At 41.1% G+C, this 17,146-nt stretch carries 16 protein-coding genes; 1 reads left to right on the forward strand and 15 read right to left on the reverse strand.

The annotated features are described in order from the left end of the window. Nucleotides 1–45: 45 nt before the first annotated feature. A complete protein-coding gene (locus ACWPVL_RS03970; RefSeq protein WP_045499973.1) occupies nucleotides 46–576 on the forward strand; it encodes a TetR/AcrR family transcriptional regulator in 531 nt (176 codons plus the stop codon). A gap of 104 nt (nucleotides 577–680) precedes the next feature. Here ACWPVL_RS03970 and rpsD read toward each other — a convergent pair whose 3' ends face one another. From rpsD to ACWPVL_RS04045, 15 genes are all read right to left on the reverse strand, one after another. After that, entirely contained in the window at nucleotides 681–1,292 is a 612-nt protein-coding gene (gene rpsD, locus ACWPVL_RS03975) for a 30S ribosomal protein S4 (RefSeq protein WP_000092756.1), read from the reverse strand. Between the two features lie 253 nt (nucleotides 1,293–1,545). Further along, nucleotides 1,546–2,268, reverse strand: a complete 723-nt coding sequence (locus ACWPVL_RS03980) for an ABC transporter ATP-binding protein (protein WP_454387079.1) — start codon at nucleotides 2,266–2,268, stop codon at nucleotides 1,546–1,548. Next, complete coding sequence (locus ACWPVL_RS03985; RefSeq protein WP_454387081.1) at nucleotides 2,268–3,266, reverse strand: ABC transporter substrate-binding protein; 999 nt, start codon at nucleotides 3,264–3,266, stop codon at nucleotides 2,268–2,270. The genes ACWPVL_RS03980 and ACWPVL_RS03985 overlap by 1 nt, the downstream gene beginning before the upstream one ends. Before the next feature lie 42 nt (nucleotides 3,267–3,308). Beyond that, the gene (locus ACWPVL_RS03990) at nucleotides 3,309–4,061 is read right to left on the reverse strand and encodes an ABC transporter permease (protein WP_037615008.1); all 753 of its coding nucleotides are present in this window, start codon (nucleotides 4,059–4,061) and stop codon (nucleotides 3,309–3,311) included. Beyond that, a complete protein-coding gene (locus tag ACWPVL_RS03995; RefSeq protein WP_045499954.1) occupies nucleotides 4,024–4,314 on the reverse strand; it encodes a thiamine-binding protein in 291 nt (96 codons plus the stop codon). Before ACWPVL_RS03995 ends, ACWPVL_RS03990 begins: the two co-directional genes overlap by 38 nt. 407 nt (nucleotides 4,315–4,721) lie before the next feature. Further along, nucleotides 4,722–5,345, reverse strand: coding sequence for an HAD family hydrolase (locus tag ACWPVL_RS04000; RefSeq protein WP_454387084.1), 624 nt, complete (start codon nucleotides 5,343–5,345; stop codon nucleotides 4,722–4,724). 204 nt (nucleotides 5,346–5,549) lie between these two features. Next, nucleotides 5,550–5,822 carry a Veg family protein gene (locus ACWPVL_RS04005; protein WP_005592064.1) on the reverse strand — a complete coding sequence of 91 codons (273 nt, stop codon included), beginning with the start codon at nucleotides 5,820–5,822 and terminating at the stop codon, nucleotides 5,550–5,552. Between the two features lies 1 nt (nucleotide 5,823). Continuing rightward, nucleotides 5,824–7,179: a replicative DNA helicase gene (dnaB, locus tag ACWPVL_RS04010; protein ID WP_454387087.1), complete on the reverse strand. Its 1,356-nt coding sequence runs from the start codon at nucleotides 7,177–7,179 to the stop codon at nucleotides 5,824–5,826. Nucleotides 7,180–7,204: 25 nt separating this feature from the next. Next, the gene (gene rplI / locus ACWPVL_RS04015; protein ID WP_045499948.1) at nucleotides 7,205–7,657 is read right to left on the reverse strand and encodes a 50S ribosomal protein L9; all 453 of its coding nucleotides are present in this window, start codon (nucleotides 7,655–7,657) and stop codon (nucleotides 7,205–7,207) included. A 1-nt stretch (nucleotide 7,658) separates the two neighbouring features. Continuing rightward, the gene (locus ACWPVL_RS04020; RefSeq protein WP_414291938.1) at nucleotides 7,659–9,644 is read right to left on the reverse strand and encodes a GGDEF domain-containing protein; all 1,986 of its coding nucleotides are present in this window, start codon (nucleotides 9,642–9,644) and stop codon (nucleotides 7,659–7,661) included. Nucleotides 9,645–9,931: 287 nt separating this feature from the next. Continuing rightward, nucleotides 9,932–11,842 carry a tRNA uridine-5-carboxymethylaminomethyl(34) synthesis enzyme MnmG gene (gene mnmG / locus ACWPVL_RS04025; RefSeq protein WP_454387090.1) on the reverse strand — a complete coding sequence of 637 codons (1,911 nt, stop codon included), beginning with the start codon at nucleotides 11,840–11,842 and terminating at the stop codon, nucleotides 9,932–9,934. Between the two features lie 146 nt (nucleotides 11,843–11,988). Continuing rightward, complete coding sequence (locus ACWPVL_RS04030; protein WP_454387092.1) at nucleotides 11,989–12,420, reverse strand: SseB family protein; 432 nt, start codon at nucleotides 12,418–12,420, stop codon at nucleotides 11,989–11,991. Nucleotides 12,421–12,441: 21 nt separating this feature from the next. After that, nucleotides 12,442–13,563, reverse strand: coding sequence for a tRNA 2-thiouridine(34) synthase MnmA (gene mnmA / locus ACWPVL_RS04035; RefSeq protein WP_454387094.1), 1,122 nt, complete (start codon nucleotides 13,561–13,563; stop codon nucleotides 12,442–12,444). A 282-nt stretch (nucleotides 13,564–13,845) separates the two neighbouring features. Next, nucleotides 13,846–14,382 carry an aggregation-promoting factor gene (gene apf / locus ACWPVL_RS04040; protein WP_125390006.1) on the reverse strand — a complete coding sequence of 179 codons (537 nt, stop codon included), beginning with the start codon at nucleotides 14,380–14,382 and terminating at the stop codon, nucleotides 13,846–13,848. Nucleotides 14,383–14,527: 145 nt separating this feature from the next. Further along, the gene (locus ACWPVL_RS04045) at nucleotides 14,528–17,122 is read right to left on the reverse strand and encodes a YfhO family protein (RefSeq protein WP_454387097.1); all 2,595 of its coding nucleotides are present in this window, start codon (nucleotides 17,120–17,122) and stop codon (nucleotides 14,528–14,530) included. Between the last annotated feature and the right edge of the window lie 24 nt (nucleotides 17,123–17,146).

Consider the following 17,146-nt stretch of genomic DNA (forward strand, 5'->3'; position numbering starts at 1 on the left):
ACCTTGTCTAATTTTGTATAATTCAATAACAAAGGAAAAATTGAAATGACGGAAAGTAATAAACGTAAAAAGACCAAGGCCATCATTGAGAAGGCTATGGTTGACTTATTGCATCAGGAGTCTTTTGACCATATTACAACAGTCGAATTGGCCCGAGCTGCTGGCATCAGTCGCAGTAGCTTTTATACCCACTACAAAGATAAATATGATATGATTGAGCGCTATCAGCAAGGCCTCTTCCATCAACTAGAATACATCTTTGAACACAATCGAGAAGATGTAGCAGTCGCTATCACAGAGGTCTTTCAGTTCTTGACCCAAGAGCCTCTTCTGGCTGCTCTCTTGACGGAAAACGGCACTAGAGAAATCCAAAATTTCCTACGCCATAAGCTCCAATCCTTACTTTCCCAAATCCTACAAGAACGGTTTCGCAATAAAGCTTTCAATCAAATCGAAAAGGAATACGGCATCGTCTACCTCGTTAATGCTTTCTTTGGCGTCTACCAGATGTGGATCGCCCGAGGCAGTAAGGAAAGCCCGGAACAAATGGCTAGTCTTCTTTTAAAGATGCTATAAAACTCGACAACTAATAAAAGCTGGGACAAGATATCCCAGCCTCTTTTTGTTAATTGAATAAAAAAGAAGCCGAAATCGGCTTCTGAATAAATTTCCAATAGAAATTAAAGCATTTTGTTGTAGAATTCAACGACAAGTGCTTCGTTGATTTCTGGGTTGATTTCGTCGCGTTCTGGCAAACGAGTCAATGAACCTTCCAATTTTTCAGCGTCGAATGATACGAATGCTGGACGTCCAAGAGTAGCTTCTACTGCTTCAAGGATAGCTGGAACTTTCAATGATTTTTCACGAACTGAGATCACTTGACCTGGAGTTACGCGGTATGATGGGATATCAACGCGTTTTCCGTCAACAAGGATGTGACCGTGGTTTACGAATTGACGAGCTTGACGACGAGTAGTCGCAAGACCAAGACGGTAAACTACGTTATCCAAACGACGTTCCAAAAGAAGCATGAAGTTGAAACCAAGAATTCCGCCTTTGATTTTTGTAGCTTGTACGAACAAGTTACGGAATTGTTTTTCACCTACACCGTAAGTGAAACGAAGTTTTTGTTTTTCAGCCAATTGCAAACCGTATTCTGACAATTTAGAACGGTTGTTTGGTCCGTGTTGTCCTGGTACGTAGTTACGACGTGCCAATTCTTTACCTGTACCTGTAAGTGAAAGGCCAAGGCGACGAGCTTGTTTCCAAGATGGTCCTGTATAACGTGACATATGTATGTCCTCCTAAAAATAAAAATATTTCGGTGGAAATAGTCACTTAGAAAGCCCTGATTCGTGCAGATGCCCTTCGCCTAAACAGCCAAGGTTACTTGTTATAAGACACCTGTTGACGAGCTTCATGCTTTCCTGCTGCTATTTCACACAAAGGCTATTGTACCATGAATAAAGTCAAAAGTAAAGGGAGTCATATAAAAAAATCAAGCCCAGAGGCTTGATTAAAGTCATTTTTATAAAACAAGGCAACTTACAGCCCCAAAAGCTTCAAAATCTCCTGCTTGTATCGTAGCTTCTGCAGTTCCTTATCCTCACTGGCTGACCAAGTCAGTTGGAGATCTGCAACGATTTGCCCAGGGCGATTTTTCAAAATATAGATACGGTCACTGAGAGCCAGAGCTTCCTCGATGCTATGGGTAATGAGGAGAGTCGTCAGACCCAGCCTACGATGAATATCCAGATACCAAGCATGCAGCTCCATCTTGGTCAGCTCATCCAAAGCACTAAAGGCCTCGTCTAGAAGAAATAGCTTGTGGCCGAACATATAGGTCCGTAGCAGTGCCACGCGCTGTCGCATCCCCCCGCTCAGCTCATGTGGATACTTATCTGCCACATCAAAGAGCCCGAACTCCTTCAAAATCTGAGTTGCCTGCTCCGTCGCTTCCTTTTTGGATACTTTTTGGATTAGCAGGGGTAAGATGACATTGCCCAACACCGTCTTGTGCTCCAGCAGCAAGTCCTTCTGCAGCATATAACTCACCCGACCCTTGGGATTTTCCTGCCCGTCTAGGACAATCCTGCCCGACTGGACCTCCAAAATCCCAGCAATCAGATTAAAGAGGGTCGTTTTCCCGACTCCACTTGGTCCCAAAATCGCTACGACCTGGCCAGCTTCCACCTGTAGACTGATATCTTTCAAAATCTGCTGCTCATCATAAGCATAGCTTACATTTTCAAGTTTAATTTCTGTCATTATTTTATATAATCGTTGCTAAATCCCTTGTCACTCAAGTCATTGTCTACGATACCCTTATCCTTGGCCCATTTGTAAAAGGCATTCCAACGGCTAGCCTCAAACTGACCCCACTTGTCCTTATCCGATGCATATTGCTCAGACAGATATTTTTGAGAAGCCAAGACAAAGTCACGCTTGTTTTTCAACTCTGGCGCATGCTTGATTAAAATATCTGCTGCTTCTTCAGGGTGCTCCATGGCATATTGATAACCCTTCTTAATAGCCTGCAGGATCTTTTTCGCCTCGTCCGGATTCTTCTTGAGATAGTCATTATTAGCAATGATGACAGGAGAATAATAGTCAAACTCCTTGACATAGTCCTTCATGTAAAAGAAATTCGTGTCCATGCCCTGCGTCTCTGCCATGATACCGTCCCAGCCATGATAAATCCATGCCGCATCAAACAAACCATTTTCAATCGGCGTAATTGAGTTGGAATCGTTGTTGGGAACCTTTTCCACTTCATCAAACTGGCCGCCTTGGCTTTCGACCAAAGTTTTGAGCATGCCCAGCTCCACCGGATCATTCCAAGTGCCGTATTTCTTGCCAGCCAGATCCTTAGGACTTGTAATCCTTGCAGACTTCTTAGAAATAATGCCCGAAGTATTATGCTCTACAATGGCTGCGACAGCTGTGATTTCTGCGCCCTTATCCAGTTTTTTAGCCATGGAGTCCTGGAAATAGATACCAAAAGGTGCCTTGCCATTGATAATCAAATCCGAACTGCTATCTTCAGGCGGTAACTTGATATCCACATCCACACCTGCTTCCTTAAAGTAGCTCTTTTCCTGAGCTACATAAAGGCCAGTATGGTTGGTGTTTGGTGACCAGTCTAGAATAAAATCAATCTTTTTATCCTTACTAGCAGACTCTGAGCCTGACTTACCACAAGCCGCTAGGCCAAAGATAGACACGGCAGCCAAACCTGCCAGCAACATTTTATAAGTTTTTTTCATTATAATCCTCTTTTCTTTTTTGGAAATAGCAGAGCTGAGCTCCTATTTCCACTTAATAACATATTTTTCACTGACAGCCACCAGCTTCATCCCCAGAAGACTGATAACCGAAACCAATATGATAATAGCAAACATGGTGTCGTACTGGAAAAGTTTCTTGGACTGAATCATGTAAACACCCAAACCTTCGAAACCGCCCAGCCATTCGGAAACAACGGTCGTGATAAAGGCGTAGGAAACACTGACGCGCAAGCCCGCATAGAAATAGGGCAGACTAGCTGGAATCTTAAAATGCCAGAGAATCTGCCAGCGATTTGCCTGCATGAGCTCAAAGAGCGTCAGAGTATCCCGGTCACAATGCCGAAAACCATCCAGAATACTGACGATAATCGGAAAAGTCGTCGTCAGAATAATGAGTACAATCTTGGGCAAAATCCCATAACCCAGCCAGAGAACCAAGATTGGCGCCAAAGCAATGGTCGGAATCGTCTGCACCACGACCATCATAGGGTAAATCAAATCATTGAGCCAGCTCATGCTGTCCATGAGCACAGCTAGTATACAGGCCAAGATGACACCCAAGACTAACCCCAGCAGGGCTACTTTTAAGGTGGCCCAGCTATGACTTGCTAGAAATCCGGCATCTCTGATAAAGGCCTGACCGATTTCCAGAGGTGTCGGCAGGATAAATTTGGGCAAGAGCTTGAGCCAGCCCATAACCTGCCAGATAACAAGGATTCCCAGCATACCCAAAAGGCTAATCTGCTGCCGCAGGATATTTTTCAAGTTTTTCATCAATACTTAAAATCTTTCCATAGTTTATTTTCACATTAGCAAAAACATTGTCTGCCTGAGTACCTGCAAGCTCAATCGCCTGCTGCAGAATAGGAAATAAGGTCTCCCATTCCCCTTCTAGAACGGTCTCAAAAGGCGTCACGACCATCTTCACTGGCTGTTTTTGCAAAAACTCAATCACTTCCTCTATGACTGCCAAACGATTCACATCATGTGACAAAGGAAGAATTTGTAAAGCGATACTGGCTTTCATCTCTTCACCTCCTTACTTTCATGCTTCATCTGAGAATAATCTATGCAGATAGGATTAAAATTCACAAGAAAATAACTTGGTTTTTAATCAAAAAGACAGCGAGCTCCCTTTATAAACACCTTACTTTCCATACAAAAACACCTTCTCCAATATGGAAAAGGTGTTGCATGCATCAGTAAACTAACTTGGCGAATAACTCCCCATTTTAGTAAAACCACAAGGTCTTTACAAATACAATTCCCTACGCTGGCATTACCCAGATCAGGTGCGGTCGAAGCTTACACTTCCTCTCAGACTGTACACAGACTCCCATATATAGGATTATGATAACGCAATCATCAGCAAATGTCAAGATTGGAGCTTGGACTCACTACTTTTCAACGATAAGTGAAACAAACGATCATCAATCAGACAAACTCTCCTTTCGCAGCCAACAAAGCCTCCATAGCCCTGATATTCTCTGGCTCACTTGTGGATAAGATGGTTTCAAAACCCAGTTCAGCTGCCGTATCCAAGTTAGCTTGAATGTCATCAATAAAGACTGACTCTGTCGGATCAAGACTATACTTTTTTAGTAGTTTTTGATAAATCTCTGGCTCTGGCTTGACAACCCCGACTTCTGAGGAAAGGATATAGCCCGACAGTAGTGGAAAGATGGGCAGTGAACCAGCTTTTTCAATACGGTAAAAAATCTCGCAAGTAGTTGACAGGATGTAAATGCGATAGCCTTGATCAGCCCATAGTCGAATCTTTTCCTGTAAACCACTGTAAACCTCCACAACCTCATACCAATTGTAGAAGATATTCTGAACAGCAGGATGGTAGGAGTCATCCAGCTGAGCTAGCACTTCGTCACAGGCTTCTTTCAAGCTCAACTCTCCCTTGTCTGTTTGATGCCAGACACCCGAATCAAAAATAGCCTGTCTAAGAATCTGTCGACGCTCTTTCTCAGGTTCGAAAGTGGTCAAAATTTTCTCAGAATTCCATTCAATCAAGACATTTCCTAAGTCAAAAACTAAATTTCTTATCATTTCTTTCACCAGCCCTTTCTCTATATGTAGGAGCTTTCGTAAGCTCTAGCTCATGCCTTCGCAGATACACCATTCAGCTGATCTTAACCATCCTTGGTATGGCATATTTAGGTTAAGAAAAATCCCAGAAATGAACTGTTCCTCAAAGTTGGGTTTTACCCAACTCTAGGAAGCAATACAAAGTTCTGGAATCACCTATTATTCTTAGTCAAAATAGCGAATTAAATTTTTCTCTGTCAAAATATCTGAGTAAGTATAGGACTCCACATAGGTGTTGGCAATTTCACCCGGCTGCCCCCCTTCATTTTCATACTCAACGATAAAGAGAGAAGGATAAACTTCAATCAAACGACCTTGTTTACTTTTTTGGCGCTTACGACCATTTTCCAAGGTCATCTCTACCATCTGCCCCTCGTGAGCCTTGATGTCCTCCTTGATTTTCTTCATTTTTGCCACATCTGTAAATGCATCACTCATACTATACATCCTCTCTTTTAGAAATACTTGAAAATTTATTATATTCTTTTTGGAAAATTAGCTCAACCGTACCACGCGCTCCGCTCCGGTTTTTCTCAATAATGACTTCAACCTTGTTGTTAGGAATGCCTTCCTCTTCCTCACCGGCCCGTTCATAATAGTCATCTCGATAAAGAAAGGCTACGATATCCGCATCCTGCTCGATAGACCCAGACTCCCGAATATCAGACAGCACTGGTCGCTTGTCCTGCCGTTGCTCCACGCCACGCGAGAGCTGACTCAGAGCAATAACTGGCACCTTGAGTTCCTTCGCTAAAATCTTAAGCTGGCGAGAAATTTCTGAAACTTCCTGTTGACGGTTTTCGCGACCCGTTCCTGTAATCAGCTGCAGGTAGTCAATCAAAATCAGACCAAGATTGCCTGTCTCTTGAGACAACTTACGAGCTCGCGAACGAATCTCCGTAATCCGAATCCCTGGCGTGTCATCAATATAGATACTCGCATTGGCCAGATTAGCCGTCGCAATGGTATATTTTTGCCATTCTTCATCTGTCAGTTGCCCCGTACGGATAGAGTGAGAATTAATCACTCCTTCTGAAGCCAGCATCCGATCCACCAGACTCTCTGCCCCCATTTCTAGAGAGAAGATAGCCACTGTCTTATCCAGCTTGGTCCCGATATTCTGGGCGATATTGAGGGCAAAGGCTGTCTTACCAACCGCTGGACGAGCAGCTAGGATGATTAACTCTTCTTCGTGCAAGCCCGTCGTCATCTTATCCAACTCACGGTAACCCGTCGCAATCCCCGTAATATCAGTAGTTTGCTGAGAACGGGCTTCTAGATTAGCAAAGTTAAGATTTAGAATATCTTGAATATTTTTAAATCCGCTGCGGCTGGCCGTTTCGCTGACATCAATCAGAGCCTTTTCCGCACCCGCAATGATTTCCTCGGATGGTCTTTCCCCATCATAGGCTTGGTTGATGGATTCTGTCAAGCGGGAAATCAAGCGGCGTAAGATTGCTTTTTCAGAGACGATCTTAGCATAGTACTCTGCATTGGCAGAAGTCGGCACAGAATTAACGACCTCCACCAGATAGCTCAAGCCACCAATATTTTGCAAGTCTCCTTGGCTATCCAAAATATTGCGAACGGTGGTCGCATCAATAGCATCCCCACGATCCGCCAATTCAATCATAGCCTTAAAAATCAGACGATGGGCATATTTAAAGAAATCTCCAGGCTCAATATATTCACGGACAAAGACCAGTTTGCTCTCATCAATGAAAATGGCCCCTAGTACAGACTGCTCTGCTAAAATATCTTGAGGCTGAGCTCGCAACTCATCAATCTCTGCCATAGGTGAATCCTTCCTTTAATTCTTTTTACCCTTCCGTAACCCGCAGGCGAATCACACTTGTCACATCTTGGTAAATCTTTACAGGAACATCAATCAGACCAATCGAACGAATGGGAGAATCAACCTTGATATTCCGTTTGTCAATTTTTAGACCAAATTGCTTTTGTAATTCATCAGCAATTTTTTTGTTAGTAATCGAACCGAAAGTCCGTCCGTCTGGTCCGACTTTCTCTGTAAAAGCCACGACCGTTGCTTCTTCTTCCAACTTAGCTTTGATAGCTTGAGCCTCTGCCACCATCTCTGCGTGAGCCTTTTCCTGAGATTTTTGCTTACCTCTCAGCTCACCGATAGCTTGTGCAGTGGCTTCCTTAGCCAGATTTTTCTTAATCAGGAAATTTTGAGCGTAGCCAGTAGGCACTTCCTTGATTTCCCCTTTTTTCCCTTTTCCTTTTACATCTGCTAAAAAAATAACTTTCATTTTATTTCTCCTTTTCTATTGATTCCTCATTATCCATCACTTGATCCATAATCTCTTGATTTAGACGTTGAGTGACTTCAGCAACCGTTTGATCGCTAACTTGCGCTGCTGCTAGATTAAAGTGGCCGCCACCACCCATTTTCTCCATAATCCGCTGAACATTGATCTTACTGCGACTACGAGCTGAAATGGATACGTAACCCTCAGTATTCCTGCTGACCACAAATGTTGCTTCAATGCCCGACATGGCAAGCATGGTGTCAGCTGCCTTACTAATGACGACTGTATCATAGCTGGCATTTTCAGCACCCGCTGCTACAATCACATTTGGCAAAAGCTTCTTACCTGTCAAAATCAGCTCATTGACTGCTCGATACTCTTCAAAATTCGTCGAAGAAATATCCTGAATGACTACACTATCACTACCCCGAGCCCGCAAATAACTAGCTACATCAAAGGTTCGACTCGTTACTCTGGAGGTAAAATTCTTGGTGTCTAGCATAATCCCAGCCATGAGTAAACTAGCTTGAATTTTATTCAGGCGATTCTTCTTGGAATTTTGAAACTGAATCAGCTCCGTTACCAATTCGCTGGCACTGCTAGCTCCACTTTCGATATAGGCAATGACTGCATTTTCAGGGAAATCCTCATCGCGGCGGTGATGATCCACCACAATCGTCTGACTAAATCGATCAAATAATTCTCTTGAAAGCGTTAAGGCCAATTTCGAGTGATCCACCATTATCAAAAGTGAGCGACTGGTCACTCGGTTTACGGCTTCCGATATCGGCAAAAGATAATCAGCGCCTTCTGATGTCAATTTTTGGATAGAGCGATAGATATCCGAGCCCATCTGTTGGTCATCATACACAACATAGGCTTTCTCAATGATATTGCTAGCAAAAAGCTGCATACCCACCGCGGAGCCTAGGGCATCCAAATCAAGATTGCGATGACCAACCACAAAAACCTGATCTACACTCTTGATTTTATCTGAAATAGCCGCCATCATAGCCCTTGTACGCGTACGTGTACGTTTGACAGATGCAGCTGTTCCACCACCAAAATAAACTGGATTCTTGGTCTCGTCATTCTCTTTGACAACCGCTTGGTCACCACCCCGGACCTCAGCTAAATTAAGATTAAGAAGGGCAATCTTACCAATTTCATCATGTTTACCATCCCCGTAAGAAAAGCCCATACTAAGCGTCAGAGGAAGTTTTCGATTCTTGGCTTCTGTCCGAAATTGATCAATGATCGAAAATTTACTATCCATCAGTTGTTCCAAAACCGTATAATCCGTGAAAAGATAATAACGATCCATTCCCACCCGACGGTAAAACATATGAAATTGCTCAGAAAACTCTGCTACAAAGTTAGCTACAAAACTATTGATATGACTGATATCTGAATCTGATACAGCATCTTCCAAATCATCATAATTATCAACTGAGACAACACCGATAACTGGTCGCGTCGTAACGAGCCCAACTGTTGCTTCATACTCGCTTGATGCATCAAAAAAGTACAGGACACTAGAAGCTGAATCAAAATAAACAGAATATTGATTGTCTCCTACTGTTGCGTAGCTACCCGATTTCGAAGCAGCAAGCTGGATAATTTCCTGAAGGAGATCACTATTTAGCTCCCCATCATCCGTTGTAAAAATCAATTCAGCATAAGGATTGAACCAGTCCACATCTCCACTATTTTCATTGATTTTAATCACACCAACTGGCATCTTATCCAACAAAGAAGCTAAACTTCCCTCTGCTTGATGATTGACATAGCGAATCTGCTCAAGCTCGTCCAATTCAGTCACTCTTTGCTGCTGTATAAATAGCCAAACCAAGAGCGCCAACACTGTAAAAAGAGACACCAGCATAGGCAAACTATCACCAAAAAGGCGTAGACAAATAGCTAATATGATAAAGGAAGTAAACCCCACTATCGCAAAGTGGCTCGGGGAAAAACGAATTCTTTTCATTAAAAAACCTCTTATTGCGCCATTTTACCATATTTTCTTAAAAAAAGCGAGTTTTCACTGCCTCTGGATACTTGTGAAGCAAGAAAGACTCAAATCCTAGATCTATTCTCAAACAAATATTCACAATCAATTTACAAGATGTGTAAATCTTGTAAATTTTATTAAACAAAAAGTTGACAGTAGTTGTAAATATTTCTCTATATAAAAGAGATTTTTTGTAAATATTTATTTACAAACGTGTAAATTATGCAAAAACGTACTATCAATAAAATAGTACGTTAATATGGCTATGATTTTGCTTTGTTTTTAGAAATGCTTCTAGACTTGCCTTCTAAGTAAACCATCAAAATAGAAATATCTGCTGGATTGACACCCGAAATACGGCTTGCTTGACCAATCGTTTCTGGATTGATTTTCTTAAACTTCTGCCGTGCTTCTGTCGCGATCGAGTCAATATCATCCCAGTCAATATTTGCTGGAATCCGCTTTTCTTCCATACGCTTCATCTTCTCAACCTGATCAAGAGCTTTAGAAATATATCCTTCGTACTTAATCTCTGTCTCAATTAGCTCGATAATCTTTTCATCCAACTCTTCTGCTGCTGGACCAATGAACTGAACCACATCTTGATAAGACACTTCCGGTCGCCGCATAAATTCTTTAGCTGTCACTGCATCTGTCAGAGCTTTAAAGCCAAGCGCTTCTATCTTAGCATTGGTTTCCTTGATAGGTTTCAACTTGATGGATTCCAAACGCTTCATCTCGTTGTCAAATTGATTCTTTTTAATCTCGAAACGAGCCCAGCGCTCATCATCTACAAGACCAATTTCCCGTCCCATCTCTGTCAAACGCATATCTGCATTGTCATGGCGGAGAATCAAACGGTACTCAGCTCGGCTAGTCAAGAGGCGATAAGGTTCTACAGTCCCCTTGGTCACCAAATCATCAATCATGACTCCAATGTAACCATCACTGCGCTTCAAGATTAACTCCGGCTTCCCTTGGATCTTCAAGGCCGCATTAATCCCAGCGATAATCCCTTGACCAGCGGCTTCTTCATAACCAGAAGTTCCATTGGTCTGACCTGCTGTAAAGAGCCCTGAAATTTTCTTAGTTTCCAAGGTTGCCCGCAACTGGTGAGGCATAATCATATCGTACTCAATGGCATAGCCTGTCCGCATCATCTCAGCATTTTCTAAACCTTTGATAGAGTGAACCAAGTCCTTCTGTACATCTTCTGGCAGACTGGTTGACAGCCCCTGCACATAAACTTCTTCCGTATCACGACCCTCAGGCTCTAAGAAAAGCTGGTGGCGTTCCTTATCCGCAAAACGGACGATCTTATCCTCAATAGACGGACAATAACGTGGTCCTACTCCTTTAACGATACCTGAAAACATAGGAGCCCGGTGCAGGTTATTTTGGATGATTCCGTGACTTTCCGCATTGGTATAAGTCAACCAGCAAGGCACTTGATCTTTCACATAGTCCTCATCACGAGAGGTGTATGAAAAATGATTGGCCTTTTCGTCTCCTGGCTGAATCTCGGTCACATCATAATTGATCGATGATGCCTTAACACGTGGAGGTGTTCCTGTCTTAAAACGACCAATTTCAAAACCTAGATCCCGCAGATTATCTGCTAAAGGAATGGCTGCCAAGCTATGGTTTGGACCAGATGAATACTTGAGATCACCAATAATAATTTCTCCTCGCAAGGCTGTTCCCGTCGTCACAATGACGGCTTTAGCTGCATATTCCTGTTGCGTCGCTGTCTTAACCCCAATGACCTTACCATCTTCAACCAGAATTTCATTAATCATGGTTTGCCGCAAAGTCAAATTTTCTTGATTTTCAACAGTCTTCCGCATTTCTTTAGAATAGAGCTCTTTATCCGCTTGCGCCCGAAGAGCCCGAACAGCGGGTCCTTTACCAGTATTGAGCATCTTCATCTGGATATAGCTCTTGTCAATATTCTTGGCCATCTCTCCGCCCAAAGCATCTACTTCACGAACGACAATGCCTTTTGCAGACCCTCCTATAGAGGGATTACAAGGCATAAAAGCCAGCATCTCAATATTGATGGTTGCCAAAAGAACTTTACAACCCATTCGACTAGCAGCAAGCGATGCCTCAACCCCAGCATGCCCCGCTCCAATCACGATAACATCATAACTTTCAGTAAAATTGTGTGTCATTTCTTTTTCCTTCATTTTTTCACCAAAAAAGGCCAAGTCTCTAGAAGTGCAGGACAAAAAAGCCTGCAACATCCATGAGCTTTGACCATCATAGGTATTGCTTATCTTATTTTAGCAAATTATGTTGAATTGTCAATCTAAAGCAACTAAGATTGGCGAATCGCTTCAAAAGCTTCTTTATCAATCTCGACAGATTCAGAGAATGCGTCTAGAACAATCCCTCTTAATGGAAATCTCCCTCTGCCTTCAACTGCAAACAAACAATCTGTGACAGGCAGTTGCAACCAAGAAAAGCGATCATAGTATTCTTTTGGAATCTCTTGCTCGTTTGAGAAACAGGGATAGAAATAATCATCTCCCTTCTGCAGAATATCGGGTTTTAGGCGAACACCTTCTTGACCTTCACTTTCATCCATTAGATAAGCATTGAAGGGAACCCAAACTTTAGATTGCTTTAATACCTTAAATAATGCCTCTATAGATTCTGTCGTTTTCTCATGCAAATACTGCTTCTTGTAGTCAGAAAGAGTTTCAAGTCTGTCCTTCTCATCAGTCTTTTTCTTAAAAAATTGAAACATTCTCGTTCCTCTTGTAGTTACTTAAATGTACTGCAAGACTTGACCATTCTTATAAGCTCTGTCAATCAATCCTCCACCTAAACACTCTTCTCCATCATAGAAAACGACTGCTTGGCCTGGAGTAACCGCCCTTTGTGGTTGATCGAAGTTGACAACAGCCTTGTCACCCTTTACAGTAACTGTCACTTTAGAATCAGGCTGCCGGTAACGGAACTTAGCTGTACATTCCATAGTAAATTCTTCCGGCATTTCTTTCGTGAAATGAACCTGACTAGCGTCAAGGCTGGTTGACATTAAATGGTCATGATAGAATCCTTGACCAACATAAAGAATATTTTGGCTAAGGTCTTTTCCGACCACAAACCAAGGTTCATTATCTCCCCCATGCTGACCACCAATTCCAAGACCACCCCGCTGGCCAATGGTATAATACATGAGTCCTGCGTGCTGACCCATATCTCGGCCATCCATTGTCATCATGCGACCAGGCTGGGCTGGTAAATATTGACTCAGAAATTCTTTAAAATTCTTCTCACCAATGAAGCAAATGCCAGTTGAGTCTTTTTTCTTAGCAGTGGCCAAGCCAGCTCTTTCAGCAATCGCTCTAACTTCTGGCTTTTCTAAATGACCCAGAGGAAACATAGTCTTCTGAAGTTGTTCCTGTGATAGTTGGCTTAGGAAGTAAGTCTGATCCTTATTGTTGTCCTTGCCACGCAGCATGTGAACCAAGCCATCTTGGTCTCTCTTCACCTGAGCATAGTGACCCGTTGCAACGTAATCAGCGCCCAGTGTCAAGGCATAGTCAAGGAAGGCTTTAAACTTGATTTCCTTGTTACACATGACATCTGGATTTGGAGTCCTACCAGCTCGGTATTCCGCCAAGAAGTATTCAAAAACACGTTCCCAGTACTCTTTCTCAAAGTTGACAGAGTAGTAAGGAATGCCAATCTGGTCTGCAACAGCTGCTACATCCTTGTAGTCTTCTGTGGCTGTGCAGACACCAAATTCATCTGTGTCGTCCCAGTTTTTCATGAAGATGCCAATCACATCATAACCCTGCTCTTTTAAGAGTAAAGCAGTTACTGATGAATCGACACCTCCGCTCATACCAACGACGACACGAATCTTAGAGTTATCACTCATTGTGTTCTCCCATCTTTTCGTTATTTCACGATTAAAGGTCGTGCTGTGCTTTCAACGATTGAAGGTCGCTTGAGCAAGGTCTATTATAGCATGATTTAGCACGGAGAACAACGAATAACCTTTGGCCAATCTGAAGAGCTTTATAAGTTGTCAAGTAAATTTACAGTATTGTAAACATCTTGATAAAAAATATCATATTCCAAGCAAAAATGTACTAATAATTATAAAAAAGGGAATAGAATATAAACTCCAATCCCTGTAAATATAATTTTTCCTAAAGTTTTAATACCAGCCATTTGCTAACCAGAAATTTTTAGCAGCCGACCATGAGCCATAGCGACCTGCTACATAAGCATCCGCTGTCTTCTCTTGATTTTCTGGTGATAAATCTCCATTTAGATAGGTGATGGTCAACTGATAGCGACCATAGTATTGCCCATTTTGCGCTGTATAACTGCCGCTGGATTCTTTTTGAGCAATCCACTCCTTAGCCTCTGCATCCTCAGCACTCAAGCCAGAACTTGGGTTTACAGTAGATTGCTCAGCCTTATCTGATTTTTCAACAGTCATTTGCTCAGATACATCATCGTCCAGTTCTAAAACCTGGCCAACACTAATCAGATTGATATTGCTAATCTTGTTTTTTTGCGCAATCTTGTCAACAGTCGTCTGATGAGAAGCAGCAATCGCGGACAAGGTGTCACCTGACTTGACAGTATAACTTTCTGCATTGGCTACAATCGGAAGCAAAGCAGTAGCTCCTGCCATCAAACTGAGCAAGCCTGCTTTCATCATTCTATTTTTAAAATACAAATTCATGTTTAGAATTCTCCTTTTCTGTGATATATCTATCCTAAAGCAAAAGTATTACAGAACTTTATTACTTTGATGAATTATATTACAGACTATTGAAGAACTTGTAAAAACAGACATATATTCTAAAGCTTTTTTGATGATGTAAAGGCTATGCTGAACTATCTCTATGTTTTTTTCTCCATTTAAATCGAACCCTATCATAGAAGAAAAATAAAACTATTCCTAAAATGAAAGCTGCAGTTCCTTCCTTTAATCCCCTTGGAACAAATGATAAAGTAACTCTACCTGCTCCTCTGTTCACATCAAGTTTCATAAAACCATTCTGCGCACGTTTTAACGGTACTTTCTTGCCATCTACACTAGCTGTCCAACCCTTATCATAAGGAATAGTGAAAAAGAGAGAACTATCTCTATCCGCGTGATAATCAACCGTTACCGTATTGGATTTTGTCGTCACAGAAACTTCTTGTTCTTTCAATTTACTTATGAGTTGCTGATATTTGTTTACATCCACAGAGAAGAACTCTGGTTGGTTAAAAGAGACAGTTCGATTCTCTGGAAAAGAAAATTGAATAGAAACCGTCTGTGCTTCCTTAAAGTAACCAATATTCAAAAATGGAAAAACATTATGGGTTGGGTAACGATTCGTGATTCCATTTACAGTGATATTGACATCGGTTTGATTATCGTTTGAAAAATCAAGATCTGCAAGGTTGACATAGACTTGACTACCTGCAGGCACCTCAATTGTGTAAGTGACGCTAGCATAGCTTAATTGAGCGTCATTTTCGATACTTGCAGTTACTTTCCCTTCAGTTTCTTCCTCATTGCCAGCTATAGAAATTCGCTCATAATATTTATGCTTCAAACCCGATAGTTGATTTAAAAAGGCTGTCTGATTGTCAAGCGTTAAATTAGTGAATTTGACATCTTTGTAAACATCATTGGTTAAGAAAGCCAAACCCAAAGCATAATTATTTTCATACAATGTCATTGACCGCTCAGTCTTCTCAGCATAAAAACCAAATTTCTGCGGATCTGTCTCAGACAAGTTATACTTTACAGCAAAAAGACTATCCATCAAAATGCTATTATTTTGATAGCGGAGATTAAGATTAGTTCCTGCTGATTTAAAACCTAATTTATCTAAAGTCGAGCTTGCTTGCGTATTTCTGACTGATGAGAATTGAGAAATTCCATTATAATTAAATTTCATACTATCATTCCCAGTCTGAGGATCAAGCCTCTCTGTTCGAAAGAAATCTTTGTTTTCTTTCTTACTATACTTGACAAGACTGTCAATCTCGTTCATCTTTTTCGAATAGGATGAACGACTTGCAAAGACCCATTCTTTTGCAATTCCATCAACCTGATAATAAGCGTTTAAAGTAAGCTCAAAAACCACAAAAAACAGTAAAGATAGTGTAAACATCCTTTGCCTAACGTGATAACGAATAAAAGCAAAACTGATTAAGAGATAGGCAAAGAAAAACTCTAAAGTAAAAATGTAATTTTCGGGACCAAGAAAATCATAGTGTTTTCTATAATGCAAAGTGGCTAGAAAACCAAAAGAAATGAGTAGAAAGCTAAGGAATACTTGTCGCCATTTTACCTCCTCCAAACGATTGAGCGTTTCTGCAGACATCAAAATAATAAGAAGTGAGAAGAGCCAAGAATAGCGATGTAAAAACATATTTGGCGCATGCATTCCTTGCCAAAGCAAATCCAAATACTGTAGTCGAAAACTCACTATAAAAATGCCAATCAACAAAATGTAGCCCAGTTTCACGCGAAGCTTAATACTTTTTATCGTGAAAAATAAGATACTTAAAATAAGAGGAAATAGACCAACATAAATCATAGGAATGGATCCATACTTAGTCGTATCAAAACTTCCTACAAAATTTTTAGCAAAAATATCTAGATACCAACTTTTCTCAGTAAACAAGCCTTCAACCTTTGTCAAGGTCTCACCATGTGAACTCAGATCTAGATAAGTCGGCAAAATCATAATTAAACTAGTAAGGCCTGCTAATATTGACACGATAGTAAAATCAGGAAAAGACCGAATCCTGGCCTTAAAGTCCCAAGAAAGCTGAACGAGATACCAAAGGACTAAAAACAAGGCCATCATATAACCAAAATAATAATTTTGGATAAAGAGAATTGACAAGCTTGTAAAGTATAAAACTCTCCCTTGTCCATTCATCAACTTGTGTAAACCAAAGATGATAAGAGGAACTACTATAAATACATCTAACCAAGTTTTTATTTCTAGTTGACTAACTGAAAAACTCATCAAGGCAAAGGAAGTTGACAGAGTCAAGATTAGTGTTTCTGGAATTTTTTTAAAGATCCCTTTAATACTAATACAAGTTGTCAATCCAATTAAACCAAACTTAATAAGAGTAAACAAGTAAACCGCATCCGGCATTGATTTTAAATCGAAAAAGTAGACGAAGGGGGAAAGGAAACTTCCTAGATAATAGCTAGATAGAGCATAAAAATTTTGTCCTAATCCACTTGAAAACGTGTAAAAAAGACTATCCGTTCCATGAAGGATATTTCTCAATGTCGTATCAAATACGACATACTGATGAAAGCCATCTCCAAGTAACGGCGAAGTATTGCTACCCCAGTAAATACCTTGACTCAGATAAACGAAACACATAATGAGAAAAGGTAAGATGAAGGACGCAAAATAAAGCCAATTTTTCTTAAAAAAATATCTGATTTTTTCCATGTTCCTTATAGAGAAAGAGGCCGA

Source organism: Streptococcus sp. Marseille-Q8145 (assembly GCF_965112035.1).